At 42.1% G+C, this 26,534-nt stretch carries 21 protein-coding genes and 1 pseudogene; 5 read left to right on the top strand and 17 right to left on the bottom strand.

Translation table 11 applies throughout. The features are described 5' to 3' along the window. Positions 1-156 precede the first annotated feature (156 nt). From FKX92_RS07645 to FKX92_RS07615, 7 genes and pseudogenes are all read right to left on the bottom strand, one after another. Positions 157-4,722 carry an antigen I/II family LPXTG-anchored adhesin gene (locus tag FKX92_RS07645; RefSeq protein ID WP_316250853.1) on the bottom strand — a complete coding sequence of 1,522 codons (4,566 nt, stop codon included), beginning with the start codon at positions 4,720-4,722 and terminating at the stop codon, positions 157-159. A 314-nt stretch (positions 4,723-5,036) separates the two neighbouring features. After that, positions 5,037-6,233, bottom strand: a complete 1,197-nt coding sequence (locus FKX92_RS07640) for a phosphoglycerate kinase (RefSeq protein ID WP_149565980.1) — start codon at positions 6,231-6,233, stop codon at positions 5,037-5,039. Between the two features lie 212 nt (positions 6,234-6,445). Next, positions 6,446-7,024: a DUF4352 domain-containing protein gene (locus FKX92_RS07635; RefSeq protein WP_149565979.1), complete on the bottom strand. Its 579-nt coding sequence runs from the start codon at positions 7,022-7,024 to the stop codon at positions 6,446-6,448. A gap of 34 nt (positions 7,025-7,058) precedes the next feature. Then, entirely contained in the window at positions 7,059-7,703 is a 645-nt protein-coding gene (locus FKX92_RS07630; protein WP_149565978.1) for a DUF4352 domain-containing protein, read from the bottom strand. A 157-nt stretch (positions 7,704-7,860) separates the two neighbouring features. Then, a complete protein-coding gene (locus FKX92_RS07625) occupies positions 7,861-8,550 on the bottom strand; it encodes a VIT1/CCC1 transporter family protein (RefSeq protein ID WP_149565977.1) in 690 nt (229 codons plus the stop codon). A gap of 156 nt (positions 8,551-8,706) precedes the next feature. After that, positions 8,707-9,686, bottom strand: a pseudogene (locus FKX92_RS07620) (helix-turn-helix domain-containing protein). Between the two features lie 18 nt (positions 9,687-9,704). Next, positions 9,705-10,523 (bottom strand): oxidoreductase, encoded by an 819-nt coding sequence (locus FKX92_RS07615; RefSeq protein ID WP_149565976.1) that lies wholly within the window; start codon positions 10,521-10,523, stop codon positions 9,705-9,707. Between the two features lie 66 nt (positions 10,524-10,589). Between FKX92_RS07615 and FKX92_RS12065 the strand changes: the two genes are divergently transcribed. The 4 genes from FKX92_RS12065 to FKX92_RS07600 all read left to right on the top strand — a co-directional run bounded on the left by FKX92_RS12065 (position 10,590) and on the right by FKX92_RS07600 (position 13,821). Further along, on the top strand, positions 10,590-10,748 hold the full coding sequence (locus tag FKX92_RS12065) for a hypothetical protein (protein ID WP_187759407.1): 159 nt from the start codon (positions 10,590-10,592) through the stop codon (positions 10,746-10,748). Positions 10,749-10,774: 26 nt separating this feature from the next. Beyond that, the gene (locus FKX92_RS07610) at positions 10,775-11,578 is read left to right on the top strand and encodes a Cof-type HAD-IIB family hydrolase (protein WP_008809768.1); all 804 of its coding nucleotides are present in this window, start codon (positions 10,775-10,777) and stop codon (positions 11,576-11,578) included. A 58-nt stretch (positions 11,579-11,636) separates the two neighbouring features. Further along, on the top strand, positions 11,637-12,572 hold the full coding sequence (locus FKX92_RS07605) for a LacI family DNA-binding transcriptional regulator (protein WP_125351039.1): 936 nt from the start codon (positions 11,637-11,639) through the stop codon (positions 12,570-12,572). A 103-nt stretch (positions 12,573-12,675) separates the two neighbouring features. Beyond that, positions 12,676-13,821 carry a low temperature requirement protein A gene (locus FKX92_RS07600; RefSeq protein ID WP_149565975.1) on the top strand — a complete coding sequence of 382 codons (1,146 nt, stop codon included), beginning with the start codon at positions 12,676-12,678 and terminating at the stop codon, positions 13,819-13,821. Positions 13,822-13,935: 114 nt separating this feature from the next. Here FKX92_RS07600 and leuS read toward each other — a convergent pair whose 3' ends face one another. From leuS to FKX92_RS07545, 10 genes are all read right to left on the bottom strand, one after another. Beyond that, positions 13,936-16,437, bottom strand: coding sequence for a leucine--tRNA ligase (leuS, locus tag FKX92_RS07590; protein WP_149565974.1), 2,502 nt, complete (start codon positions 16,435-16,437; stop codon positions 13,936-13,938). Positions 16,438-16,603: 166 nt separating this feature from the next. Then, entirely contained in the window at positions 16,604-17,698 is a 1,095-nt protein-coding gene (locus FKX92_RS07585; protein WP_009659773.1) for a glycerol dehydrogenase, read from the bottom strand. 47 nt (positions 17,699-17,745) lie between these two features. Next, entirely contained in the window at positions 17,746-18,414 is a 669-nt protein-coding gene (locus FKX92_RS07580; protein ID WP_149565973.1) for a fructose-6-phosphate aldolase, read from the bottom strand. Positions 18,415-18,428: 14 nt separating this feature from the next. Continuing rightward, on the bottom strand, positions 18,429-20,870 hold the full coding sequence (locus FKX92_RS07575; RefSeq protein WP_149565972.1) for a glycyl radical protein: 2,442 nt from the start codon (positions 20,868-20,870) through the stop codon (positions 18,429-18,431). Positions 20,871-21,038: 168 nt separating this feature from the next. After that, complete coding sequence (locus FKX92_RS07570) at positions 21,039-22,340, bottom strand: PTS sugar transporter subunit IIC (RefSeq protein WP_002916103.1); 1,302 nt, start codon at positions 22,338-22,340, stop codon at positions 21,039-21,041. Between the two features lie 17 nt (positions 22,341-22,357). Next, positions 22,358-22,669 (bottom strand): PTS sugar transporter subunit IIB, encoded by a 312-nt coding sequence (locus FKX92_RS07565; RefSeq protein WP_002896658.1) that lies wholly within the window; start codon positions 22,667-22,669, stop codon positions 22,358-22,360. A 20-nt stretch (positions 22,670-22,689) separates the two neighbouring features. Next, entirely contained in the window at positions 22,690-23,013 is a 324-nt protein-coding gene (locus FKX92_RS07560) for a PTS lactose/cellobiose transporter subunit IIA (RefSeq protein ID WP_002896659.1), read from the bottom strand. A gap of 286 nt (positions 23,014-23,299) precedes the next feature. Next, positions 23,300-23,782, bottom strand: coding sequence for a hypothetical protein (locus tag FKX92_RS07555; RefSeq protein ID WP_173346389.1), 483 nt, complete (start codon positions 23,780-23,782; stop codon positions 23,300-23,302). A 101-nt stretch (positions 23,783-23,883) separates the two neighbouring features. Next, entirely contained in the window at positions 23,884-24,855 is a 972-nt protein-coding gene (locus FKX92_RS07550) for a sugar-binding transcriptional regulator (protein ID WP_004188903.1), read from the bottom strand. 18 nt (positions 24,856-24,873) lie between these two features. Beyond that, a complete protein-coding gene (locus tag FKX92_RS07545) occupies positions 24,874-25,617 on the bottom strand; it encodes a DeoR/GlpR family DNA-binding transcription regulator (protein ID WP_002896662.1) in 744 nt (247 codons plus the stop codon). Positions 25,618-25,741: 124 nt separating this feature from the next. On the opposite strand from FKX92_RS07545, the gene FKX92_RS07540 reads away from it, so the two are divergent. Further along, entirely contained in the window at positions 25,742-26,518 is a 777-nt protein-coding gene (locus FKX92_RS07540) for a glycyl-radical enzyme activating protein (RefSeq protein ID WP_002901594.1), read from the top strand. Positions 26,519-26,534 lie beyond the last annotated feature (16 nt).

Raw genomic sequence — 26,534 nt, 5'->3', positions numbered from 1 at the left:
ATAATTTGATGATAAAAAAATCATACCTCATTTACATGTCAGTTTTTTTAGAGTTATGTTTTTGTCATGTTACAAATGATTTAGACTTTTGCTACATGAGATTTTGCAGTATTTTTAAAGATAAAAAGGCTAGGGATTCCCTAGCCTCATCTATTATCAGTCTTCTTTACGTCTCAATTTTCCTAGACCTAAAGCACCAATAATGGCTGCTAAACCTAGATATGGCAGATAGACTGCATCTTTGGCTCCCGTTTCTGGCAGAAGAGAAACAGGAATCTTTTTAGCCACTGGAGTTGGATTGGCTCTTCTTGGATCGTTTACACCCGAAACAATCAGATGCTGTGACTTAGGAGTGACTGTTGTAACTGTATTTGAAGCATAGACTACATGATTGACAGTATTGATGTAGGTATTTTCAAAAGTACCCGCAGCAATCCGCTTCATCTGTAGATAGGTTTCAGCCTGAAAAGCTGAATCCAGAGAAATAGTCTCTAAAAATTCTTCCTTGAACCGAATAGAAATCAAGCCTTTCTCAAGATCAATATTCGCAGCTGTATACTCAGTCAAGTCTGTACCAGCCTTTATCACCTTACCATCTTTGAGTGTGATGTCCACTTTGGCAAAGGTTTTGTAAGCACCCGTGTACTCATCTCCTCGTTGGTCATAATCATCCACAAAGCTATAGTCTGTCAACTCTTCAGAGTGGTTAGCAGGGATCAAGCCGCCGATGAGACGGTAGTTAAAATGCCGTCCCAAAGTCAGTTCCTTGCCATCCAAGTTCTCTGCACTTGCTGGATCAAGACTCAATGTAATATCTTTTTCAGGACTGATTTTAGGAACATTGTTCACGACTACGTCTGTCGCATAACCATTTCCAAAGTCAATTTGATAAGCCCGGTTCTCGAATTTACCGCCTGTGCGGCCCATTCCTTCTTTGACTGCCATAGGGCTTGTTATGGTCAAAGACTTACCTGTTACGACATATTGGTCATAAAAGGCTTGGGCATCGTCTGCTGCAAAGAGTTGGAAAGAACCTTTAACAGTGATATTGGCCTTTTGAAGGAGCTCCCGAACAACAGTAGGTGCTGTTTCAAGACTCTCATAGTGAGTTACTGTAACACCTTCCACAGCCTTGCCATCCGCATCTACTAGCTTGACTAATTCCGGACGAAGTTCAAGTGCTTCTTCCGGATAGTCATCTACATAGTAGAAACCTTTTTGAATCGTGCTCTTAGATGACTTGTCACCCTTATACTGGTCCAAATCCCAAGTCAGCTCGTAGTAATTGGTCGAACCAGCCAAGACTTCCTTACCATCAATCACCAATCCTGCCTTGTTTTTATTGACCTTGGTTGGCTTGATGTAATTATTGCTAGGATTGTCTGAATCGTCTGGCTTGCCTGGCGTAGTCACGCGTACGACATTTGAGCGGACACCATAGGCATCATTGACTGTCAGGGTGAAATTATTAGTATAGGTTGCGCCATCATTGAGTACTCGGCCAACCACTGTTGGAAAGAGCGTAGCAACTTCTTTGGTCCTATCAGCGTTATAAGTAGCTAAGGTTGCTGCAGTTGCTTTAAATGTCACTGTGTGACTAGCCTTATCATAGCTGACGTCAAAACCTGCGCTAGCAGCTTTTGTTGCTTCTAAGTCAACTTCATAACCACTTGGTAACGGATCAGAAATAACAAAAGAAGTCGTCTCGCTGCGTCCAGCTGGAAGAGCTTCTGTCTTTAAGGCAAACTGAACGACCGACTGCTTAGCCACCAGAGTCTTATCAATATTGGTGCCTTGGTCATTTTGAATTTCTTTATTAATCTGCGGTTGAGATTGCAAGAGATGATAATGATAATGCACAGTCGGAGCTACGGGCGCTGCTGGCTCTTTTTGATAAACAGGCTCTGCTGGTAAGGTTGGCAGTGGGCTATAAGTTGGTTCTACCGGCTTATTAGGCTCTGGTGTTTCTGGTGTAGGAGTTGGAGCTGCCGGCTCCTTCTCATAAGTCGGTGCTGCCGGAGGTGTTGGCTCCTTTTCATAGGTCGGTTCTACCACTGCTGGCCGGACAGCTTTTTCTACTTCATAGCTTGGCTCAGATGGCTTATTAGGCTCCGGTGTTTCTGGTGTACGCGTCGGTGGCGTCGGATCTTTTTCATAAGTCGGTGCTGCCGGAGGTGTTGGAAGAGCCTTCGGTGTCGGTGTAGTTGGAGCTGGATCCAAAGGCTTAAGCGCTTCTTCAGTTGGCACTGCAGGAGCTGTAGGAGCTACTGGCACTTCCGGTTCTTCTACTGTGATGATTGGCAGATCATTCGCTCGAACATCACCATTAATCGCAAACCAAATATTTGGTTTCTTAGGAGCTAGCTTGTCAGCCCTACGTGGATCAGTAGCCTCTGGCTGGCCTAACACTTCAGAAGAGGAAATCGTTCCAATCGTCATGCTGTTGGTTGTACCAGAAATTTCCACCGCTCCTGCCCCATACCATGAGTTAGGAGCATCTGTAGTGTCCCAGCCTGAGTCCGGCTGAGCATTCTTATACATGGTAAAGCGAGATCCGCCAACTCCTTTTTTGAAGTTTTCAGACTCGGTCGCATAGATTTGGCCGTTCTTTTCACCAATAGATGAACCCGAAATCTTGTTGAAAGTTCCGGTATAATCTTTGGCCATTTCGATAGAGTTAGCTTCACGGTTGAGGGAAGCCACGGACATCAAGGCCTGGTCAAAATTAATCGGTTGGCCTTTATCATCATAAAAGACAAATTCCGTCTTCACAAAGAGAGAGGTTGCATCTTCAAAATTTCCTGTATAAGCTGAAGCAAACACTCCCATGGTTGGATCTTTAAAAATACCTAACCAAGCCTTATCATTGCGGAATTGGGAGCTTGGATCAAGAGTATAAGTATAAACGATTTTAGAAACTTTTTTCCCTCGATAATAAGTTCCCTGAAGATTTGTATAGGTTGCTGTTGCAGACTGACCGCGGCTCAGCAAAACAGAAGACCATTCAGTCGGACCTTTGCCACTTGTTACGTTAGAACTATAATCCGCATACTTGCCAACTGTCCCAAAGCTTTCCTGCTGGTTGGTCTGATAGTTAGCATTTTGAATATCTGTTACTTTGAAGTTGTCCAGTTGGAAGAATTTCTTAGAAAACTCTGCAGTATTCTTTACAGCGGCTTCCATACCAGCATAGCTGACAAACTCACCAGTTGTAGTCAGTGACAGATCAGCATTAGGTTCTGATTTGAAAACTAGGCTTTGCGCAATTGGACGGCTCAAATGACCGTCTTCAGCCTTCTTTGTTTCTGCGAGAGCCAGACCAGCCTTAATCTTGGCCTGTTCAGCATCATATTTAGCCTTATCTTGCTGATACTTGGCTAATTTTGTGTTATAGACAGCCAAATCAGCATTATACTGGGCCAACTGAGCTTGATAGTTTGCTTGGGCTTGAGCATTACGCTTCTTGATTTCTTCATTTTCAGCTGCTATAGTGGCATTCTTAGCTTGATTCTCTGCTAGCTTTTGCTCATATTCTTTTTGAGCTGCTGCATTTTCAGCTTCAATTTGAGTCTTTTTAGATTCATAAGCTGCTAAATCTGCTTCATATTGAGCTTTTTTATCTTGATTTTCCTTTTGGATACGGGCTAATTCTGCCTGATAATTTGCCTGAGCCGCTTGATATGCCGCTTCATTATCAGCATTGGTCTTTCGGACAGTTGCTAAATCTGTTTGATATTGGACAAGTGCTGCCTCGTAGGCCGCTTTTGTAGCCGCATTCCGCTGTTTAATAGCTTCATTATCAGCAGCAATCTTAGCATTTGCAGCTTGAGTATCCGCTAAAGCTTTTTCATACCGTGCCTTAGCCGCCGCATTCGCCTTCTGAACGCGATCCAGCTCACTTGCATAAGCCGCCAGAGCTGCATCATAATTAGCCTTTGTTTCCGCATTTAGTTTTTGAACACGGGCCAAGTCTGCATCATAGGCCGCTTTAGCTGCTTGGTAGGCTGCCGCATTATCTGCGTTGGTCTTTTGAATCGTTGCTAAATCTGTTTTGTATTTACTAAGGGCAGCTTCATAATCTGCTTTCAGCTGAGCATTTTTTGCTGTAATCCGAGCTACTTCTGCTTGATGAGCAGCCAAATCTTTAGCGTATTGTTCCGCTGTCGCTTTGTTTTCTGCTGTAATCCGAGCTACTTCCGCCTCATAGGCTGATACTTTTTCTTTGTACTCCTTGACCTTGGCATCAATCTCGGTTACCTGCGCTTGATAATCTGCTTCAATCTCCGCTTTTTTGTCTGCTGTTTCTTGAGCAGTCTGAGCTACTCCTTTGTCAACAGCTGGGTCTTTGACCACTGTCAGCCCTGCTTCTTGAGCCTTTTTGACGCTTTCATCTAAACCAGCTGTTGGAACAGTCACTGTCACACCGCCATCTGCCTGACCTGCTCGCGCCTGACTCTCTTTAGATGCCTGACTGGCTGGTCCTTGAGCTTGAGGCAGATTGGTCGCTGCATTTCCAGTGCCCACCATTTCAGTATTGACAGGACTATTGGTATCAGATACCACTTCATCTGCTCTTACTTGCATCGTTGACGTTAAAAAAGCCGCACCTAGAACAGCACCGCATAAAGTTTTAACAGCCTTATTTTTCCGAAAACCAAAAACTTCTTTTTTCTTCATTTTTCTCCTCCCCCTGCTAACTTTTACAGTCTGCAGTTTTCTCATGCTTTCAGAAAATCAAAAAGTAATGGAAACCACCAATCGGAAGTTTCTTTCTCATTTTGACCCTCTGTAAGCATCAGAATAAATATATATATCTTAATCCTAACAAGTTTTTCTCAGTTTTGCAAGCATTTTTTGCTCCTTTTATTTACCTTTATGCAGATTTAGACATCCAAGGAAAAACGTATTTTTATTGTAGGCCTTTTCCCTACAGCTTGACAATGTGAATACAAGAAAAAGACCAGCTTTCGCTAGTCTTTCCTTATTACAGTTTTGTACTTACTTATCTACAAAATCAAAGTTTCTAAGCTGACTGCTTATTTCTCTGTCAATGCTGCAAGTCCTGGTAACACTTTACCTTCAAGGAGTTCCATTGATGCACCACCACCAGTAGAAATCCATGAGAACTTGTCTGCACGGCCAAGGTTGATGGCTGCGGCAGCTGAGTCACCACCACCGATGATTGATTTTACGCCAGGTTGTTTCACGATAGCGTCCATCACACCGATTGTACCAGCTTGGAAATCAGGGTTTTCAAATACACCCATAGGGCCATTCCAGACAACAGTTTTCGCACCAGTCAAGGCTTCATCAAATTTAGCGATAGATTTAGGACCGATATCCAAACCAAGGAAGCCTGGATCCACTGCTTCACCTTCAGTATCTTTCACTTCAGTATAGTCCGCAAAAGCATTTGCTTCTTTAGAGTCAACTGGCAGAACCAATTTGCCGTTTGCTTTTTCAAGAAGAGCTTTCGCAACATCCAATTTATCTTCTTCTACAAGTGAGTTACCGATTTCGATACCTTGTGCTTTGTAGAATGTGTAAGTCATACCACCACCGATAAGAACTTTATCAGCTTTTTCAAGCAAGTTTTCGATAACACCGATCTTGTCAGATACTTTTGAACCACCAAGGATAGCCACGAATGGACGTTCTGGAGTTTCAACCGCTTCTTGGATGTAGGCAATTTCGTTTTCAAGAAGGAAACCAGCAACAGCTTTTTCTACGTTGCCTGAGATACCTACGTTAGATGCGTGTGCACGGTGAGCTGTACCAAATGCATCATTTACAAAGATACCATCTCCAAGTGATGCCCAGTATTTACCAAGTTCAGGATCGTTTTTAGATTCTTTCTTGCCGTCAACATCTTCAAAACGAGTGTTTTCGACCAAAAGAATTTGTCCATCTTCAAGAGCATTGATAGCTGCTTCCAATTCAGCACCACGAGTGACACCTGGGAAAACAACATCTTGACCCAATTTAGCAGCCAAGTCTGCAGCTACTGGAGCAAGTGATTTGCCTTCTTTGTCTGCTTCTTCTTTGACACGTCCAAGGTGAGAGAAGAGAATTGCACGACCGCCTTGCTCAATGATGTATTTAATAGTTGGAAGAGCTGCAGTGATACGGTTGTCATTCGTAATCACTCCATCTTTCAATGGTACATTAAAGTCTACACGAACGAGGACTTTTTTACCTTTCAAATCAACGTCTTTAACAGTAAGTTTTGCCATATTACAAAAACTCCTTTTCATATTTTATACGCAACTATTATATCATATTTCCCAAAAGTTTTCTTGATATAAGGAAAATTTTCACAAAAAAGAAGCGCATAGCACTTCTTTCTCTCGAACTTTGAATTAGAGAATAAAAGGAAGTACACTGCACTTATTTCAGATGATAACTAAGAAAATCTTTTTGTAAAAGATGACCGCAGACTTTTAGCTTACGAATTGATGCTGACTAATCCTTTCTGCGTCCCCCAATATCCTGTCTGGACTTGTAGTTGCAAGTTAGGGTCGCTCACAGTTTCTGGGTTTAGATCAAAAACAACATTACCCGTAACAGAATTTTCAGGATTTAAATCGCTATAAAAGAAATCTCCATCTTCATTTGCAAATATCCCAGCAGCACTATCGGTTTCATATTTAGCCTTTCCTTTGAGTAATTTAAAGAAGCTATCTGTAATTGTAATAGATTTAGAGCCATTATTCTTAACTGTAACATTCAGAATTAGATACGTTCCGTTCGCATTTTCTCCAAACTCTCCACCTATGTTTTGCGCTGTTTCCTTGGAATTTATTGTATACTCTACATCACCTACTTTAAAAGTTTCTCCAATCTTGTAAATAGGAGTCTGCTTCTTTTTATTTTTCTTCTTTTTCTTCTTTCGATGTAGTTGGACATGTTCTGTTTTTTGATTTGCTAATACTGGGGTACTAGAAAGAATTATCTCACCTGATACCATAAATACTACTACGGCAAATAAAATAACACTTATTTTATTGATATTTTTCTTTTTCATATTTCTCACCTCTATTTATAATTTGATTGTCTCTTTAATTGAGATTAATAATTCCTTTTTGTGTTCCCCAATACCCTGTCTGCACCTGTAACTGTAAATTAGGATCATTTGCTGTTTCAGGATTGAGATCAAAAACAACATTTCCAGTAACTGTGTTTTCAGGATTTAAATCTGTTAAGAAAAATTTTGTATCTTCGTTTGCATAAACCCCCGCTGTACTATCTGCCTCATACTCAGCCTTACCTTTAAGTAAAGTAAAGAAGCTATCTGTAACTGTAATAGATTTTGAACCATTATTTTTAACTGTAACATTCAGAATCAAATAAGTTCCATTCGCATTTTTTCCAAACTCTCCCCCTATATTTTGAGCTGTTGTTTTTGAATTTACAATATATTCAACATCCCCTACTTTCACTAAATCGCCTATTTTATAATTAACCTCTACTTTATCTTCAGAAGATGCATCCTCACTACTCGCTTCTTCAGTTGAAGAACTCGCCTTTGCTACCTCACTTTTTTCACTAGATGATGTTGTTTGAGGCGATTCTGTCGAAGAACCTCCACCTTTAATGGCACCATAACCAATTAAAATAACAATTAGAATAAACCACCATTTTTTATAAAAAGGGGTTTTCTGAACATAAACCTTCCCATTCACGTCTTTGATTTTTTTAGCCATAATTAGCCCTCCTAAAATAAACTTTTTCTTACTATATCATTATAAAACATTTACATTTAAAAGGAAAGCGTTTTAAAAAAATATTTCATCTTTAAAACAAATTTTTTGATGCAGTTAAAAAGCCAGTAAAACTACTGACTTCAACTTTTTCTACTATCTAAATTGCAAAAGCCTGCCCTACTACATAGGTGACTGCCATGGTTAAAAGACCGATCACGAGGTTGCGAATCATGGCATTTTTGAGCGGTGCTTTGCCCAATCTAGCGCTGGTGTAACCTGTTCCCAAAAGGGCCAAGGCCACGATTAGAACGGTTGCCCAGATACGGACGCTGGCAGGAAGCAGGATAATGGTAATCATAGGAAAAAGTGCACCAACAGCAAAGGCTAAAAAGCTTGATACGGCAGCATGCCAAGGATTAGTGAACTCCTCAATCTCGATGCCATACTTTTCCGCCACTAAGGCTTCCAACGGATTTTGGAGAAAAGCCCGGTTGGTCATGAGCTGGGCAGAAGTCTCACACTCGCCATTTTGAACATAGGCAGCATAGAGCGACTGCCTAGCGATATCTGGATTTTTCTCTAAAAGCTCCCGCTCTCTGGCAACAGCAGCTTCTTCTGTATCCTTTTGAGTAGAAACAGATACGTACTCTCCGCCAGCCATAGAAAAGGCACCCGCAAAGACTGCCGCCAAACCAGACAGAAAGATAATCCAGACATCGGCCGTCGCACTAGCCACCCCGATAACCACACCTGCTATGGAAATAATGCCGTCATTAGCTCCTAAAACCCCTGCCCTCAATATATTCAGCCGCCCACTAAAGTTCGTATCAATTTTATGTTCTTCCACTATTTAATTTTCTCTTTCTTTTTTATTTATAATGATTATAAATAAAATCCAGAACGAATACAAGAAAAAATCGAAAAATGAGAAAAGTTCTACTATTTAAGAGAAGAAAGGCGCAAGATTTCTACTATCTGATACCTTTCAAGTTCTATTTATATTTTAGGGTTGTTTCTGAATATCTTCGCGATACTCAGAAATGGTCTTTCCCGTCCACTTTTTAAAAGCTCGTGAGAAGGAAGATACTTCCGAATAACCAAGCAAATAGGCTACATCATCCGTTTTCATGTCAGGATTTTTGAAGTAACCAAAGGCTAAAATCTTCTGCACATTTTGCAATTCCTGGTTAAACTTGGTCCCTTCTGCCGTCAGGTTTCGTTGCAAGGTCCGGCTGCTATGCCAAGGCTCGCTGCGATATCTTCGATACTAAAGGCACCACTTGGGATGACCTGGGAGAGTTTTTGCTGAACGATACCGATAAAACTTTCACTGGTCACGGCTTCTGCCAAGCGCTCTTTGAGCTGAGGTTCTAGGTAATCCAACATGACATTATTTGCTGTCAGGAATGGTTTCTCCAAATCTGACTTTTTAAAGACTAGTTCGTTCCCTTCCATGTTTTCCACATGACAGCCAAATACCGTAAGACTCGCTTCTTCATAAGTATAAGGAGCGCCCACATGTACTGGAATGATATTTTCTCCTGTACCTGTCCGAATCAAATCCACCAATAAAAGCTGTTCATTGAGAAGGGCGAAACGAGGCAAGTCAAACCCTGGATAATCGTAGCGATAGCTGACACGGACTAAGTCATCAAAGATCTCAATGCAGACAACAATAGGACCTGTAATTTTCTTGTATTTGGCAAAATGTTCAATAGCTGCGAGACCATTTTTTGACGAAAGTGCCGCAAAGAAAGGAGGCATGAACATTTGAATATCCTTGATGCGGCTCATAGCGATAATCTGCTCATCATTGGCTAGCTTGTCAAAAGTCGTCAAAAGATGGTAATAGTCCAGGGTTGAGAGGTTCATCTCTTCCTTCCATGTGGTATCTGGAAGATTGGCTAGTTCCAGAATCATGTTCAGATCTAGCCCGATTTGTTTTAGATTTTCAATATACTGCTGACTGAGACTAAGACGCATAGTCTTCCTCCTTTTCCATTAACGCATAGCCACCAACATCATACGGTCGAAGGATTTGTCACCAAAGATACGGCGAATACCGACCAAGAGTTTCCCTCCACGTCCAACTAGATAACGTGTTTTAGGGTTACGAGAGTTGATGATTTTGAGAACAGTACGAGAAATGACTTCTGGGTTTGAACCTGGTGCTGGGTTGTTTTCCATGGCTTTGATGTAGCCATTGACCAAACGGCTGTAAGCTCCGTTCTTAGACTCGTAAGAGAAGTTTTGACCTACTGTCGCGTTAAAACCTGTATTGACCATTCCCGGTTCTAAGACAACGATCTTGATGCCAAATTCTTTGACTTCCATACGGAGGCAGTCGCTAAATCCTTCAATAGCGTGTTTTGATGCGTGGTACCATGCTCCAAGTGGTGTGTAGATTTTTCCACCCATAGATGATGTATTGATGATGAGTCCCTCTTTTTGAGCACGCATGTAAGGCAAGACTTTCTTGGTCAAGCGAGCTACACCGTAGACATTGACTTCAAATTGTTGTTGGGCTTTTTCCATAGACAAGTCTTCTACAGGACCATAAAGACCATACCCTGCATTGTTCCAAAGCGCATCGATACGACCTTGTTCAGCGATAACTTGCGCTACTACTTTCTCGATATCTTCTTCATTGGTCACGTCCATCTTCATGATGTGACCACCAAGAGCTTCCAAGTCTTTCATCTTGTCCACGCTACGAGCAACGGCGTAGACTGTGTGACCTTCTTTAATGAGGTCTTGGGCTGACAATTTTCCCATACCTGATGAAGCGCCTGTGACTAAGATAACTTTTTTGTTTGACATAATCATTTCCTCTTTTGTTTCATTTGATTGATGAGACTATTATACGATACAGGAAGCGACAAGAAAATGACAGATTCTGACAACGGAATGACAATTTACGCTATAAGCAAGCGTATTTCTTCTACTATATTATTTTTAACCGGTCAAACACTTGAATTGCAATACTTTGTAAAATTTTTAAAAAAAATCATTGACATGGAACGCGTTCCACAGGATATACTTTAGAAAAACACCAAACGGAGGTTCATAATATGACAATCAAACGTATTTTTTGCGATATGGACGGAACGCTATTGAATAGCCAAGGCAGACTGACTGACAGTAATGCTAAACTTATTTCTCAGGCCAATCTTCCCTTCACCTTGGTTTCCGCACGTGCACCTATGGAGATGAAAGAGGCCATTAATAAATTAGAACTGACTGGTCCCCAGATTGGTTTCAATGGTGGATTGATTTATACCTACAAGCAAAATCAAATCAAAATCCTGCATCAGCAAGCTTTAGAAAGAAATGATTCCACTTATTTAGTCAACTTTATCAACCAGCATTTTCCTCACTTAAGTCAATCTTACTACGACTTAGAAAACTGGTATACCTATAAAATGGACAATGGAATCGACTATGAGCAACAATTGACCAGACTAGAGGCAACTATTATCGGGGAGGAGCAATACCTAAAAGTTCAAACAAGCATTTTTAAAATTATGCTCATCACTTTTGATGGAAACGAAATGAGAGCATTAAAAGCTAAACTCGAAGAATTAAATCTTCCAAATGTTTCTATACAGCAAGCTGGTGACTTCTATCTAGAAATTACACACAAAAAAGCTAAAAAATCAGTTGGAATTGACTATATAATCAAAGAAGAAAAGCTACATAAAAAAGAACTAGTCGCCTTCGGCGATGGTCACAACGATCTCCCCATGTTTGAACGGGTTGGACTGAGTATTGCAATGGAAAATGCTAGTCAAGCAATCAAAGACAAAGTCAGTCTCATTACCAAAACTAACGATGAAGACGGTGTTGGCTATGGTATCCATCACTTTCTTCTGTAAATCCAAGCTTGCCAACAACTCCTATCATTTGGTATAGTGTATAAAGAAAGGGGGTACTATGGTTTCCATACGTGACATCGCCAAACAATCTGGCTATTCTATCTCAACTGTTTCTCGCTACATCAACAAATCAGGTTATGTCTCACAAGAAGCTGCCGAAACAATTTCAGCTATTATAAAAGAACTAGATTACAGCCCTAGTCAGATTGCTAGAGACTTAAGTGCCGGCCATACTCGAAAAATCGGTGTTGTAGTGCCTCATGTTCGGCATACCTACTTTACTGAATTGATAAAAGGGTTGCTAGACGCAGCCCTAGAGAGTCATTACCAGCTCCTATTTTTGCCATCGGATTACAGCATTGAAGCTGAGAAAGCCTATCTGGAACAGCTACGGAGCAATGCTTTTGATGCACTAATCTTTACTTCTCGGGCTATTGATATACAGACCATCGCTAGCTACCGAAAATATGGCTCCATTGTCTGTCTGGAAGAAACAGACTTACCTGAGTTAATTTCTATCTCAGTGGATCGAAAACCTGGATATCAAGCTCTCTTTAAATGGATCCAGAAGCATAACCCCCAGAAAGTAGCTTTGTTATTCTCTCGAAACAGTCCAATCAGCCCCACTTTTCGTGAAACCCTATCAGTCTTTGAGGAAATTTTCAAGGGCGTGGAGTATGTAACTTTTGGGGGATTGATGCGATATGAGGATGCAGGATGGATTTTTGAAAAGCTGTGTATGCAAAAAGGTTTAGACTGCATTGTTTCCAATAGCGATGACTTAGCAGTCGGACTACTAGAATTCTATAAAAAAGCTGGTATAGAACCGCCACTCATTGTCAGTCAAACCAGTCAGTTGTCCGGGAAACTGCTCAATATCCCCAGCATTGACAACTATTCTTACCAACTTGGCACACTTGCTTTTAAAGCGGCTATTGCAAAAAATCCCCAGTCAATCTGCTTGCCATCAAAATTTCTAATCAAAAGAAAATAAAAGTGGTTTAGGCCACTTTTTAGTTTTGCTAGTTTACTTGTATCTCTTGATACCCATTTTCTGTTATAATAAATTGTTAGAAATTACCGCGAAAGGTCTTACAATGACAAATCTTATCAAACACAAACGGGTGGAATTTAGCGAGCTTTTTTATGACTTGGTTTTCGTCTACGCGATTTCCAAAACAACTGCCCTCATCCATCATCTTCATCATGGGGTTCTATCCCTAGATGCTATCTTCGGCTTCCTGATGTCACTTCTAGTTCTGGTCAATTCTTGGATGATTCAGACCGTCTACACGAATCGTTACGGAAAGAATTCTCTTTTCAATATGGTCGTCATGTTTGTCAATATGGGTATGCTGCTCTTGATAGCAAACATGATTACTAATGACTGGCAGTCCTATTTCCATACCTTCTGCTGGACGATTGGGACACTGACCCTGACCTTATTTTTCCAATACATGGTTGAATATCTTCGAAAATCTACAAGCTCTGCCAATCGTAAAAGTATCAAAGGATTTCTTTGGATGACCGGTCTTCGAACTATTTTGGTCTACCTAGCTGCTCTCTTGCCAATTCATCTTGGGATTCATGTCTACATGACTGGGATTCTCCTGACCTTTATCATGCCCGTCCTATTGACACGAAAAGTTTCCCATTTTCAAATCAACCTGCCCCACCTGATTGAACGCATTTCGCTTTTAGTTATCATCACTTTTGGTGAGATGATTATGGGACTAGCTGATTTCTTTACCCTTGAACATTTCTCCATCCATTCTATCCTTTACTTTATCATCATGGTCAACCTCTTTATGAATTACTTTGGTCAGTTTGACCATGCTATTGATGAGAATGGGGAGAATAAAGGAATTTTCCTAATTTATAGCCACTATCCGATTTTCATCGGCTTGATTATGATCACTGTGTCTATGAGTTTCTTGGTAAACCCTGAAGCCCATCACCTCTTTGCGACTAGCTTCTTCTATGCTGGTATCGGACTCTTCCAATCTGCGGTCTTGTCAAATGGTCGCTTCAACAAGAGTTACCTCCGCTATAACAAGTTCTTTTATGGGTTCCAAGCAGGAATCTTCCTTGTCGGACTAATTCTTTCCCTTCTTTTCTCAGCCTATCCAACTGTTGTCATTTCCATCGCAACCTTGATGACCTTAGCAATGGAAATTCATTTTACTCATTTTTATATGGCACAGACCAAGAAATTCTCAACACCTAATTGGGAATTGTTCTAACAAAAGACCTTGAGAAAATTTTCTCAAGGTCTTCTTTGTATTTGATTGCAATAGCATTTTATTGTCTAATGCGGACTTGATTGAAATCTCCTGTAAATTCAATAAACAAACTAATTATTTCACCACAATATTAACTAGTTTATTCGGCACACTAATCACTTTGACGATTTCTTTGCCAGCGATTTCGGACTTGATTTTTTCATCTGCCAGAGCGATCTCCTGCAGTTCCTCACGGCTCAGGTCCTTTGCTACGACTAGCTTAGCACGAACTTTACCCTTGATTTGAACTACGATTTCGACCTCTGCTTCGACCAGTTTGCTTTCGTCATAAGTTGGCCAAGTTACATAGGAAATGCTCTCACCAGTTTGAGCGACTGCCTGCCAGAGTTCTTCAGCCAAATGCGGTGCAAAAGGCGCCAGCAATTGAATAAAGCCTTTGGCATATTCGACATAGAGCTTTTCTTCCTTGTTGGCTGCATTGACAAAGATCATGAGCTGGGCAATGGCTGTGTTAAACTTGAGCTCCTCAATCTGCTCTGTGACAGACTTGACTGTTTCATTGTAGACCTTGTCCAATGCTCCGCTATTTTCCGCAACGATTTCTTTGCTTGTCATCAAACGATAAACACGATCAAGGAACTTGCGGCTGCCTTCCAGACCTTCTTCTGACCAAGCGATAGATGCATCCAGCGGCCCCATGAACATTTCATAGACACGAAGCGTATCGGCACCATATTGCTCCACTACATCGTCTGGGTTAACCACATTCTTCAGAGACTTAGACATCTTAGCAGGTGCTTGCTCTAATTCTTCTCCCGTTTCGATGTTGAAGAATGAACCATCACGTTTTTCCACCTTGTCAGTTGCCACAAGTGCTCCACGGTGATCACGGTAGCTAGTCCCCAAAATCATCCCTTGGTTAAAGAGTTTTTGGAAAGGCTCTTTGGTAGGTACCACTCCGATATCATAGAGGAATTTATGCCAGAAGCGAGCGTAGAGGAGGTGGAGCACAGCGTGCTCTGCGCCACCGATGTAAATATCGACTGGCAGCCAAGCCTTGAGCAGTTCTTCGTCTGCTAATTTCTCATTGTTGTGCGGGTCAATGTAACGCAGGTAATACCAGCTGGAACCAGCCCATTGAGGCATGGTGTTGGTTTCGCGGCGTCCTTTGACACCATCTTCCCGAGTCACTTCCAGCCAGTCAGTCAGATTGGCCAGAGGGCTTTCACCGGTACCAGAAGGGCGGATATCCTTGGTTACAGGCAGGACAAGTGGCAATTCACTTTCAAGGACAGCTGTTGAGGTGCCATCTTCCCAATGAATAATTGGAATCGGCTCACCCCAGTAACGCTGACGGCTAAAGAGCCAGTCGCGCAGACGATAGGTGACTTTTTCATTTCCGACACCTTCTGCTTCCAGCCAAGCAACCATCTTTTCGATAGCGGCAGCCTTGTCTAAGCCATCTAGGAAGCCAGAGTTAATATGCGGACCATCTTCTGTGTAAGCAGCGTCAGCAACATTGCCCCCCTCTAAAACAGGAATAATCTCCAAATTAAATTGCTTAGCAAACTCCCAGTCGCGCTCGTCATGCGCAGGAACGGCCATGATAGCTCCTGTTCCGTAGCTTGCAAGAACATAGTCGGCAATCCAGATTGGGATTTCCTTGCCATTGACAGGATTGATGGCATAAGCTCCTGTCCAGACACCAGTCTTATCCTTAGCCAAATCAGTCCGAGCAAGGTCAGATTTGAGACTGGCTGCATGTTTGTAGTCTGCAACTGCTTGGGCTTGTTCGGCACTTGTAATGGCATCGACGAGAGCATGCTCTGGAGCCAAAACAGCATAGGTCGCTCCAAAAAGGGTGTCCGGACGAGTCGTAAAGACGGTGAAGTCCTTGTCTGTGTCCTTAATCTTGAAGGTTACATTGGCACCGGTTGACTTACCAATCCAGTTGCGCTGCATATCCTTGATAGACTCTGGCCAGTCCAGCTCTTCTAAATCATTGAGTAAACGTTCTGCATAGGCTGTGATTTTCAGCATCCACTGACGCATGGGTTTGCGGACAACTGGATAGCCACCGCGCTCAGATGTACCGTCTGGCAGAACTTCCTCATTGGCGATAGCCGTCCCCAACTCTTCCACCCAGTTTACTGGCACTTCAGCTTCATAAGCCAGGCCTTTTTCGTAAAGCTTGGTGAAAATCCACTGGGTCCACTTGTAGTAATTAGGGTCAGTTGTATTGATTTCTCGGTCCCAGTCATAGGAGAAGCCCAGAGCGTTGATTTGACGCTTAAAGTTGGCGATGTTTTCTGCTGTAAAGTCAGCTGGGTCATTCCCTGTATCCATGGCATATTGCTCAGCCGGCAGACCAAAGGCATCCCAGCCCATAGGATGAAGGACGTTATAGCCCTGAGCCCGCTTGTAGCGGCTGAGGATATCTGTCGCCGTGTAGCCCTCTGGATGTCCTACATGGAGCCCCGCTCCTGATGGGTAAGGAAACATGTCCAGCGCATAAAAGTTAGGCTTGTCCTTATCCGTACCTGTCTTAAATGTATGGTGCTCTGCCCAGTATTTCTGCCACTTGGGCTCGATTTCTTTGTGATTATAATAAGCCATTCTTTTCTCCATTTTTTGTACTGTTTCTATTATACCATTTTCAAGGGATTTTGAAAGACGGAATTTCATGACTGCCAGACACATCAGACAAGGGAGCTCTCCACCAAAAAACAAGCCACGCTTTCAACCGTAGGGTTGAAAGCGTGGCTTGTTTTATATTTTGCTTTTATTTATCCAAATCCCTGACATATTGGTCAACCGCTAGGATGGCACCTGCAATGTCAGAAGCTGAAATCTCAAATGGCATCTGATGGATGGTTTCGCCCTCAATCGTCGCTTGCTGACCAACTTTGAGCAAATCTTCATAGCTGGCATTTTCTAAATGCATTTCTTTCAGAGTTGTCGGCATACCAATCTTTTGATAGAAGCGGATATATTTTTCCAATTCTTCTTTAGGCCGGTTTTCTAAGAAGAGCTGGGTCAAGGTTCCATAGGCTACTTTTTCGCCGTGGGTCAAGTGATGAATATCGCCTGTGAGAGCTGTAAAACCGTTGTGGATAGCATGGGCTGCCGCTAAACCACCGCTCTCAAAGCCGACGCCACTGAGAAGGGTATTGGCTTCAATGATGTTTTCCAGAGCTGGAGTCACGACTTTTGCTTCACAGGCTGCAATAGCCTGCAGGCCATCTGCAAACAGTGTTTCTTCACACTTCTTCGCAATCGCCACACCAGCCAGACTCTGTCTTTGTCCCAACATGGTAGTGCCATTTTTTTGCTGAACAGCACGCGCCTCTACCCAAGTCGCTAAACCATCTGCAATCCCAGAAGCCAGAAGTCGTTTTGGCGCTCCAGCAATCACTTTCGTATCCACCAAGACTAGTTCGGGGTTTTTACTATAGAAAATGTACTTTTCAAAGGCTCCATCTTCTGTATAGATAACAGAAAGTGCTGAAGTTGGGGCATCTGTAGAGGCAATGGTTGGCGCAATGACCACAGGACGTCCTAGTATGTCTGCAATCGCCTTCGCACTGTCAATCGTTTTTCCACCACCTAGACCAATAACTAGGTCTGCTCCGTCTTTTTCAGCCAGAGCAACGACCCGATCAATTTCAGCATCAGAAGCTTCTCCGTTAAAAGCGACATGCAGCACATGAAAGCCATAACGAGTAAGGTAGTCATTGAACTTTTCCCCAACAATCTGGTAAACCATATCATCACAAAGCAAGACTGGATGGCTGCCTAACTGAAGAATCTGTTTTGCATTTTCAAACAGAGCATTTTCTCCCTGAATATAACGAGACGGGCTTGCAAAAATTCTCATAGAACACCTCTTCCATTTATTCATAAATAGAGCTTTAAATATACCTTTTAAATGTATTCCTGATTGTGAATTGCTGACCAGTCAGCAGCAAAGTCATCTACTGCCTTAGCGATAGACGGCATAGCAAAGGCTGCTGCAAAGACATCAGGTCCTGCTGTAATGGCTTGGGCCCCATCAGCAAAAGCACGATTGATTTGGCCAACATTCTTAAAGGAAGCTGCCAATATTTTGCTGGTGGAATGATCCCGCTCAATCGCCTGAGCCAACTGGCTGATGACAGCATCTGAATCAATATTGAGATTTTCCATGCGGTTATAGTAAGGAGCAAGGTAATCAGCCCCTGCTTCAATGGCTAATAGCCCTTGAAAGGTTGTATAAATAGCTGTCGCTGTAATCTTGTAACCTTCTGGTTTAAGAGTTTTGATAGCTGCCAGCCCAGCCGGTGTAACCGGAACTTTAATGTAGACAGCATCGCCGCATTTTTTTCGAATTTCAGCAGCATCTTTCAAGATTCCCTCATAATCCTTGGCAACAACCTGCACATGGATAGATGGACCTTCTCCTATGATTTCCCGAACAGCGCGAATCCGTTCGAAGAAGTCTATTTTTCCTTCTTTTTTTGCGATGGTCGGATTAGAAGTCACTCCCGCCAAGGGGAGGACTTCCGACCATTTTTTTATCTCCTCTAAATTTAAGGTATCAAGCATGAATTCCATAAATTGGACCTCTTTTACAATGTGTGCTCCGTACGTCCGATAATATCATCTTGTGTCGCCTTGGAAAGCACATTGAAGAAAGCAGAGTAGCCTGCAACGCGAACAATCAAATCGCGGTGTTTTTCAGGATGCTTCTGAGCATCAATCAAGGTTTCCCGAGAAACGACATTATATTGGATATGATAGCCATGCAGACGGTTAAAGAATGTACGAAGCAAGGCAATAAGTTTCACTTTATCTTCTTCCTTAGACAGGGTCTGAGGATTGACTTTTTGATTGAGCAGAACGCCACCTACGATTTCGTCTGTCGGTAATTTGGAAACAGATTTTAATACAGAGGTCGGGCCGTTCTTGTCCATATTGTGGGATGGAGAGCAGCCTTCAGCGAGCGGTGTTCCGGCATTGCGGCCATCTGGTGTCGCCAAGGTACCACGACCTTGACCTACATTGGCTGAAATAGAAGATGTTCCTGAGTATCGAATACCGCCAATTGGACCACGGCCATAACGGGTATTTGGATACTTAGCGATTTCATCCACATAAATATCATAAGCATCTGTCACTAGCTTATCTGCGTAATCATCATCATTACCATATTTCGGTGCATCATGAATCAGCATCTCTTGAATTTCTTTACCACGCTCACCAGCATAGTCCGTTTCAAGTGCATGCCAGAGTTCAGCCGGAGTCAGCCTGCCTTCCTCAAAGACCAGCTTCTTGATGGCCGCCAGTGAGTCTGATAGATTGGCAATACCGACTTGAAGACCGGAAATATAGTCATAGACAGCTCCGCCCTCTTTCAAATGCTTACCGCGTCCGATACAGTCATCTGTCAAAGCTGAGCAGAGAATATCTGGCACTTCTCTTTCAAGAGACAGGTCGATAGAATTTTCCACGATGACACTCATGCGGGTCAAATGACGCAAGGTCTTGTCCCAAGCCGTTTGCAGCTCAGCAAAGCTCTTCATATCTTTAAAATGACCGAAGCTTGGTGCAAAGCGCTTGCCAGATACCGGATCAATTCCATCGTTCATAGTAATCAGGAGCACCTTAGGGAAGTTCATGTAGCTCATACCTGTACAACGGTAGCCCCATTTACCAGGCACAGCAGTTTCCACACAGCCGATAGCACTGTAGTCGTAAGCATCTTCTTCCAAAACGCCTTTTGCGATAAAGGACGGAATGATGATTTCATCATTATTGAATGCCGGCATACCGAAGCCAAGCTTCATGACTTCGATACACTCATTCATAAAGCGAGCATCCAAGCCTGCATGATAGCGAACAGTTAGATTAGGCTGAGGAAGATGAGTTTGAGCTACAGATTTCAACACAAGGTAGGAAAGCGGGTTGACTGCATCTCTCTTATCTCTCGTTTGGCCACCGATTGTCACATTTTGATAAAGGGGACTGCCCGCAGATGAGAATGTGTGGGCCTGGCTGCGCACTTTATTAATGGTAATCGTCTTAATCCAGAGATTGGTTAAGCGTTCTACAATGCTAGCCTCTGTCTCACGACCAGCTTCCAAATCCGCCTTGACATAAGGATACATGTACTGGTCAAAGCGTCCATAAGAGAGTGAATGTCCGTTGGACTCAATCTGAAGGATACACTGGATAAACCAAACAGACTGAACAGCTTCAGCAAAGGTTGATGCTGGCTCGTACGGCACTTTAGAACAGATTCTAGCGATTTCTAAGAGCTCTTGACGGCGCTTAGGCTCTGCTTTTTCAGCAAGCTGATTGGCCAAGGCCACAAAACGCTCCGCATAAGCTTTCACAGCATCTACTACGATGAAAATGGAATCATAGAAGTGGTATTTGTCAAGACTAGCCGGATCGGTCAAATCCAAGGCTTCCTTAGCTGCGCGAGCTTTTTCTTCAAAACCTTTCAGTCCATAGGCCAAGAGTTTTTGATAGTTGACCGCCAAGTGGGCGTCCCCAGAGTTCATCTTTCCTTCCATACCAAAGAAGCCAGTTTCCATATAAACCTGAACTTCCTCTGGAAGTAAAGCTCCAGCTCTCGCACGGAGGTTATTGTTTTCCCAGAAAGGAGCGATGCTGCGGAGCTGCTCTTTGGTTTCCTCTGTAATGTAGAAGACGTCTCCGTCCCGCTTCTCAAAAAGATCTAGTTCATTGAGTACAAACTCTAAAGTATACTCTGGGAAGATAGGCGCGTCTTTATTAGATGAAGCCTGATTGCCGACAATCATCGTTTCATCTTCGATATAAAGCGTCATATTTTCCAAGATCTCTTTGAGCATGTAAGCACGTTTCAACACATTTGGTTTTTCCTTATGCTTATCATAAGCCTTGGTAGCTAAGACAGCGCGCTCTGCATCAATATAGGGCTTTTTATTTAAAACATCTTCCCGATACTTATCCATCCGCTCTGTTAAGCTGCCAAAATAGGCTGTTTTTATTGTTGTTTTTTCTACTTCTTTTACTTGGATCATTTGGCCACAACCTTTCTTATGAAATTTAATTTATTTCTTTCGTAACTATTGTAACATGCAAAATCTTAGAATTCAATCATTTATAGGCGATTACTGAATTAAAGATTTTTTGCACATTTGTGCCATCTGAGCCAAGAAACTTTTGTGTTTTTATCCATCAAAATCAGATTATTCTTCATTTTTCAATTCGTTATTGTAGGCAATCTTATCCTGAAACTTCACAAATGGGAAATAGACAAAGGCAGACATAGCTAGAATGACAATTTGAATGACTGCCCCTTGCCAGCCAGCGACCATAAAGCCAGAAATGATAGCCGGTGTACTCCAAGGCAAAGTCACACCTGCGAATGGCTGCATAAAGCCGACCGCAATCGCCATGTAGACAATCAAAGCGGCTAGAACCGGTACCAAAACAAAGGGCAGAAACATGACCGGATTCATCACAATCGGAAAGCCAAAGACAACTGGCTCATTGACATTAAAGATTGCCGGGAAAGCAGCAACTTTCCCCAGAGCCTTATACTGTTTGGACTTGGCAGCAAAGAGCATGGCCACGACCACTCCGAAAGTAATACCGGATCCCGATAAGATAAGAAAACTATCCAAGAACTGTTGGGTCACAATATGAGCGCCTTGACTAACGGACAGCTTATCTGCAGCAAGCAGGGCCTTATTGGCATCTAGATTTGACAGTAGCAAAGCTGTTACGACACCATTGACAACAGACTGGCCATGGACGCCAAACCACCATAAGAAAGAAATGAAGAAAGCAATACCGATAGCTCCATACAGAGAGCCTGTCAGACCTTGCAGAGGAACCTGAATAACATCGTAAATCATCTCAATAAAGGTGCCGCCACCAGTCGCTATCTTGGCAATAATATAAACAAGCATTGATAGCAAGAAAATAACGAAAGCAGGAATCATGGCTTCAAACTGCTTGGCAATCGCTTGTGGAACCTGCTCTGGCATTTTGATGACAATATGCTTTTGAATGAAAATCGTATAGATACTGCCAACTGCCAGACCAATGAGAATGGCCCCAATGATTCCTTGACCACCAAACCAGACCTTGGCAATCGCATCTGCAATTGCCTCACCCTTTTCTGGTATGTAGGAGGATTTCAAAAGGATAAAGAAAGAAGAAAGAGACAACACCCCTGCCGGCAGAGGCTCTACACCGCTGTTCTTGGCATAAGAATAACCAATTGAAAAACAGGAAATCAGCCCCATAATGGCAAAGGTACCTGAATAAACCTGCATAAACGGTTCTGTCCAGTCAGCCCCAAACATACCAGCAATGGCTTGATTTAGACCTTCAAACGGCAATTGCCCTACAATCAAGAATAGACTTCCCACAACTGTAAGGGGCAAAATTGCCAACATACCGTCTTTTAAGGCGATAATCCCGCGCATATTGACAAACTTCATAATCGGCGCAATGATTTTTTGAGTATCCACTTTAGACATAACGAAGCTCCTTGATTTTAATGTTTATCCAACAAACTCAAAGCGAGATTTAACACTTTTTCGCCATCTAGCATACCGTAATCAGCCATCGGAATAACTGCAATCGGAGTATGGCAACTGTCGCAAATAGCTGTAGATTTGTCTAGTGTATAGGCTACCTGCGGGCCCAATAAAGCGACATCCAGATCCGCTGCATAATCAGCCAACTTAGCCTGAGAGTAGGCTTCAATCTCAGCTTCCAGCCCTTTTTCAGCTGCAGCTATTTTCATATTGTTGACCAACATTCCTGTTGAAAAACCTGCCGCGCAAAACAAACCAATCTTAACCATCTTTTCATCCTCCTGATGATTTATTTTTCCCCTTGTAATTCTCTTCTCAAGTCGATGATTTCTTTGATGAGGTTAATCTCTGTAATGCTAGTCATCAAATGATCTTGAGAATGAACAAACAGTGCTGTAATCTCTGTTTTCGTTCCTCCAGCTTCCTGAGCTAGGAACTTGGTCTGCAAGTTATGGGCCTCTAACAGCGCCTTATCTGCCAGCTCAATCTGCTCATCGCATTCTGAAAACTTACCATCTTTAGCTAGTGATAAAGCTTGATAAATATGCTGCTTGGCATCACCAGCGTCTAAGATAAGACCCATGATAATTTGATCTGCTACAATCATTTCCATATGTTACAATCGCTCCTATCTTTATGATTAACAAAAACTTGTTCTTTTGTTTGAAAGTGATTTATTTTTGTTTGTAACTAGAATGTATCACCTTTATCTCAGTCCGTCAATATATTATAGAACAAATTAGCTTATTTAAATTATTTTGCACATTTGTGCAGAATAAAAACTCCCCCCCACAAAGAACAGTTCTGTACAGCTGTATTCATCTGCGATTCAAAGGCACTCTATTAGATAAGAACGATAAGCAGATTCGGCACAAAAAAGAAGCAGCAGCTATTTGCTTCTACTTCATCATATATGCTATTTTACTTTTCCGCAATTTCCTCTGGAGGATGTATTTCAATAAAACAGCAGGATTCAGACTGTAGGATAATTGCCATTTAAAATAATTCATCCACTCGATGACAGCAAAAAACCAAATTGCTACAGAGATTATGAAGGTGGAAAAATCACTGGAATTAAAAATGATTATCAGAGTTCCCACACCCAGTAAAATAAGGTCTAAAATCTTTAGTACCCTGTAAATCTTGCCTGTATATCTTTCAGCAAATTCTGGATCGGAAATCCTTTTTATCAAAATCCACCAAAAAACTGAGCCCTGTATCAAAATAAAACTCAGTACAAACAAGGAGAAAGAAATAGAAATCAAAGCTCCAGTAGTAAGAATCCATTTTTTGAGAAGGAAAAAATTCATCCAAAATACTAGCACAGCGACTAGCTCTCCTGTGGCTAAACTAGTCAATTTTCGTTTCATTAACTTTTTCAAATCAAGAATCCACCTCCATACATAGCTGCTAATCCACTATTAAAAAATAGAATCCCTAAATTCCGTCTTGGAAATCTCTTGCACCTGAGATTCCACTGACATCAAGAAGTGAAGAAACTCCTATCTCCGTCCAAGTCTAGCATTTTCAAAATAGTCGCTTCATCCGTAATCAAATGATTGACATATCCAGCTCGCAACACCGCTAAGATAGCAGCAGATTTTTGACTGCCATAGGCAAAGGCCAAACTAAGCGGCACCTTTTTCAAATTTTCCAAAGAGATGGCAATCGTTCGATTTTGCAAATGCTGGTAGACCATCTCCCCTTTTTTATTAAAGAAGCGACAGCAGATTTCTCCGACAGCATCCTGACTCTCTAGAGCAAGAAAATCCTCTGAGGTCAGCATGTCCAGCCATTGGCGATTTCCCGTGTCAACCTGCCCGCCAATACCAACCACGGCCACATCTAGCTCCTGCCAGCTGCTTTTTAGATCTTCAAAGTATTTAGACGCCAATATTCCATTTGTCAGTTGCTCGTTCTCCTGAATAATCGTGGAATTCATAAAACGGCAGTCCCCATGGTATTTTCCAGCCATGCTATAGATGAGGGTGTTCACATGATAGCGTGCATGGATATGACTCGGTCCACCTGCCAAAGGAAAGAAATGGACATTTGTCAAATGCTTGCTGCTGGAGTGCTCTACTAAAAGGCTCAAGCTCTTGCCCCAAGAAAATCCCACTTTATCATTGTCTTTAATCAGGCCGCGCAGCATACCCGCAGCAGCTTGAGCCAACCTCTCTTCCAAGTCTGCTGGAGATTCATCTACTAAGTTACTGACAATTTCGATTCCCTTGAGCCCGTATTTTTCTTTTACATAGTTTTCCAAATGGAACAAGCGAGTATCAAAGTCTTCAATCTCAATCTTTACAATGCCCTCTTTTTTCGCTTCTGCCAGCATTCGGCTGATAGTGGTGCGATAAATCCCTGTCTCAGCCGCAATGTCAGACTGGCTTCTTTCTTCTATGTAGTAGAGATAAGCAATTTTTGCCAATAGTTTTTTTCTTTCATTTTTCATCTTATCTCCTTCTCTCTGCTAGATTAGAGTCAGTTTGATATCCGCAGCTTTCAAGCGCTCAACAGCCTCTTTCGGAATCGCCTTGTCAGTCACCACTTGGGCAATCTGTTTGAAGCCAAATCTCTTTACCGTACCTTTTCTGGTAAACTTACTTGAGTCCGTCAAGACAATCATCTGGTCAGATGCCTCTGACATATACTGCACAACCTCACTCCGCATCAGATCCTTGCCTGTAAAGCCTAGATTTTCATCATAGCCATCTGTTCCGACAAAAGCATGTTCTACGTGGAAAAAGCGGATCATTTCCTTGAGAAGAGGCCCTACTGTCACTTGAGAATCTTTCTGAAATTCTCCGCCCAGTAAGATAATTTTACAAGAATCAGTTTGTTTTATATAATCCGCAATAAAATAAGAATTGGTAATAATCTTGACATTCTTCTTCGTTCGGCAGATTTCCTCAGCTAGTAAGGCACAGGTCGAGCCTGATTCGATCATAATGGTTTCATTATCCTGAACGATTTTTGCTGCTTCCTGGGCAATTCGGCGCTTGGTATCATAATGAAAGGAAAGTCTGACATTCAGATCATCGCCGCTATTTAAAACAGCATAGCCATGCTCTCTGCGCAGCAGACCTTTGGTTTCCAGCTTATCCAAGTCCTTGCGAATCGTTACTTTGGACACTTTTAAGCGGTCAGACAAAGTATTGACATCGATTCGTTCAAATTCAGATACTAATTTAACAATTTCATCTAAACGTTCCATTCTATCACCTCTGCTATTATTGTAACAAAAGACGTCTTAAAAATAAAATAAAAATAACTTTCATTCGTAATTGTTTTTCTTTCTAAAATAAGTTATAATGATTGTATCTAAAGGAGGCCTGAGTATGGAAACAACAAAAGGAATTATTTTCAACATCCAACATTTCAGTATTCATGATGGACCAGGGATTCGTACAACGGTTTTCCTCAAGGGCTGTCCTCTGCGCTGCCCTTGGTGCTCCAATCCAGAATCACAGCAATTCAGACCCGAGCCTATGCTGGATGCTACTACCAAAAAAAGCATCACTATGGGGGAGGAAAGAAGTGTCGAGGAGATTATCAACGAAGTCCTAAAAGACAGAGATTTTTATGAAGAATCTGGCGGCGGCCTGACCTTATCTGGCGGAGAGATTTTCGCCCAGTTTGAATTTGCCAAAGCCATTCTCAAAGCAGCTAAGGAAAAAGGGATTCATACCGCTATCGAAACAACTGCCTTTGTAGAACATGAAAAATTCGTGGATCTCATCCAGTACGTTGATTTTATCTATACAGACCTGAAACATTATAACTCTGTCAACCACCGCAAGGTGACTGGAGTAAAAAACGAATTAATTGTTCAGAATATCCACTACGCCTTCACTCATCAAAAGACGATTGTTCTGCGCATTCCTGTCATTCCAGATTTTAATGACTCTTTAGAAGATGCAGAGCGGTTTGCGACTTTGTTTAATGAACTATCCATCGATCAAGTCCAGCTGTTGCCTTTCCATCAATTTGGCGAAAATAAATACAAATTACTTGGCCGAAAGTATGCCATGGAAGATGTCAAGGCCTTGCACCCTGAAGACTTATTTGAATACCAAGATGTTTTTTTGAAGCATGACATTAATTGTTATTTTTAGTCTTTAATTTTCAAAC

This window comes from Streptococcus sanguinis, assembly GCF_008329445.1.
GTDB classification, from domain to species: Bacteria; Bacillota; Bacilli; order Lactobacillales; family Streptococcaceae; genus Streptococcus; species Streptococcus sanguinis_O.
The sequence above is the reverse complement of the archived record's forward strand: the minus strand, read 5'-3'. Positions and strand labels throughout refer to the sequence as shown.

What these genes read in the sequence shown, in the direction of transcription:
- FKX92_RS07615 (WP_149565976.1), bottom strand. Translation starts at nt 10,523, where the DNA reads ATGTCAAACAAAAAAGTTATCTTAGTCACAGGCGCTTCATCAGGTATG.
- leuS (WP_149565974.1), bottom strand. Translation starts at nt 16,437, where the DNA reads ATGGCTTATTATAATCACAAAGAAATCGAGCCCAAGTGGCAGAAATAC.
- FKX92_RS07575 (WP_149565972.1), bottom strand. Translation starts at nt 20,870, where the DNA reads ATGATCCAAGTAAAAGAAGTAGAAAAAACAACAATAAAAACAGCCTAT.
- FKX92_RS07545 (WP_002896662.1), bottom strand. Translation starts at nt 25,617, where the DNA reads ATGGAACGTTTAGATGAAATTGTTAAATTAGTATCTGAATTTGAACGA.
- FKX92_RS07645 (WP_316250853.1), bottom strand. Translation starts at nt 4,722, where the DNA reads ATGAGAAAACTGCAGACTGTAAAAGTTAGCAGGGGGAGGAGAAAAATG.
- FKX92_RS07560 (WP_002896659.1), bottom strand. Translation starts at nt 23,013, where the DNA reads ATGGAAATGATTGTAGCAGATCAAATTATCATGGGTCTTATCTTAGAC.
- FKX92_RS07585 (WP_009659773.1), bottom strand. Translation starts at nt 17,698, where the DNA reads ATGAGAATTTTTGCAAGCCCGTCTCGTTATATTCAGGGAGAAAATGCT.
- FKX92_RS07630 (WP_149565978.1), bottom strand. Translation starts at nt 7,703, where the DNA reads ATGGCTAAAAAAATCAAAGACGTGAATGGGAAGGTTTATGTTCAGAAA.
- FKX92_RS07550 (WP_004188903.1), bottom strand. Translation starts at nt 24,855, where the DNA reads ATGAAAAATGAAAGAAAAAAACTATTGGCAAAAATTGCTTATCTCTAC.
- FKX92_RS07605 (WP_125351039.1), top strand. Translation starts at nt 11,637, where the DNA reads ATGGTTTCCATACGTGACATCGCCAAACAATCTGGCTATTCTATCTCA.
- FKX92_RS07600 (WP_149565975.1), top strand. Translation starts at nt 12,676, where the DNA reads ATGACAAATCTTATCAAACACAAACGGGTGGAATTTAGCGAGCTTTTT.
- FKX92_RS07610 (WP_008809768.1), top strand. Translation starts at nt 10,775, where the DNA reads ATGACAATCAAACGTATTTTTTGCGATATGGACGGAACGCTATTGAAT.
- FKX92_RS07635 (WP_149565979.1), bottom strand. Translation starts at nt 7,024, where the DNA reads ATGAAAAAGAAAAATATCAATAAAATAAGTGTTATTTTATTTGCCGTA.
- FKX92_RS07640 (WP_149565980.1), bottom strand. Translation starts at nt 6,233, where the DNA reads ATGGCAAAACTTACTGTTAAAGACGTTGATTTGAAAGGTAAAAAAGTC.
- FKX92_RS07565 (WP_002896658.1), bottom strand. Translation starts at nt 22,669, where the DNA reads ATGGTTAAGATTGGTTTGTTTTGCGCGGCAGGTTTTTCAACAGGAATG.
- FKX92_RS12065 (WP_187759407.1), top strand. Translation starts at nt 10,590, where the DNA reads ATGACAGATTCTGACAACGGAATGACAATTTACGCTATAAGCAAGCGT.
- FKX92_RS07540 (WP_002901594.1), top strand. Translation starts at nt 25,742, where the DNA reads ATGGAAACAACAAAAGGAATTATTTTCAACATCCAACATTTCAGTATT.
- FKX92_RS07580 (WP_149565973.1), bottom strand. Translation starts at nt 18,414, where the DNA reads ATGGAATTCATGCTTGATACCTTAAATTTAGAGGAGATAAAAAAATGG.
- FKX92_RS07570 (WP_002916103.1), bottom strand. Translation starts at nt 22,340, where the DNA reads ATGTCTAAAGTGGATACTCAAAAAATCATTGCGCCGATTATGAAGTTT.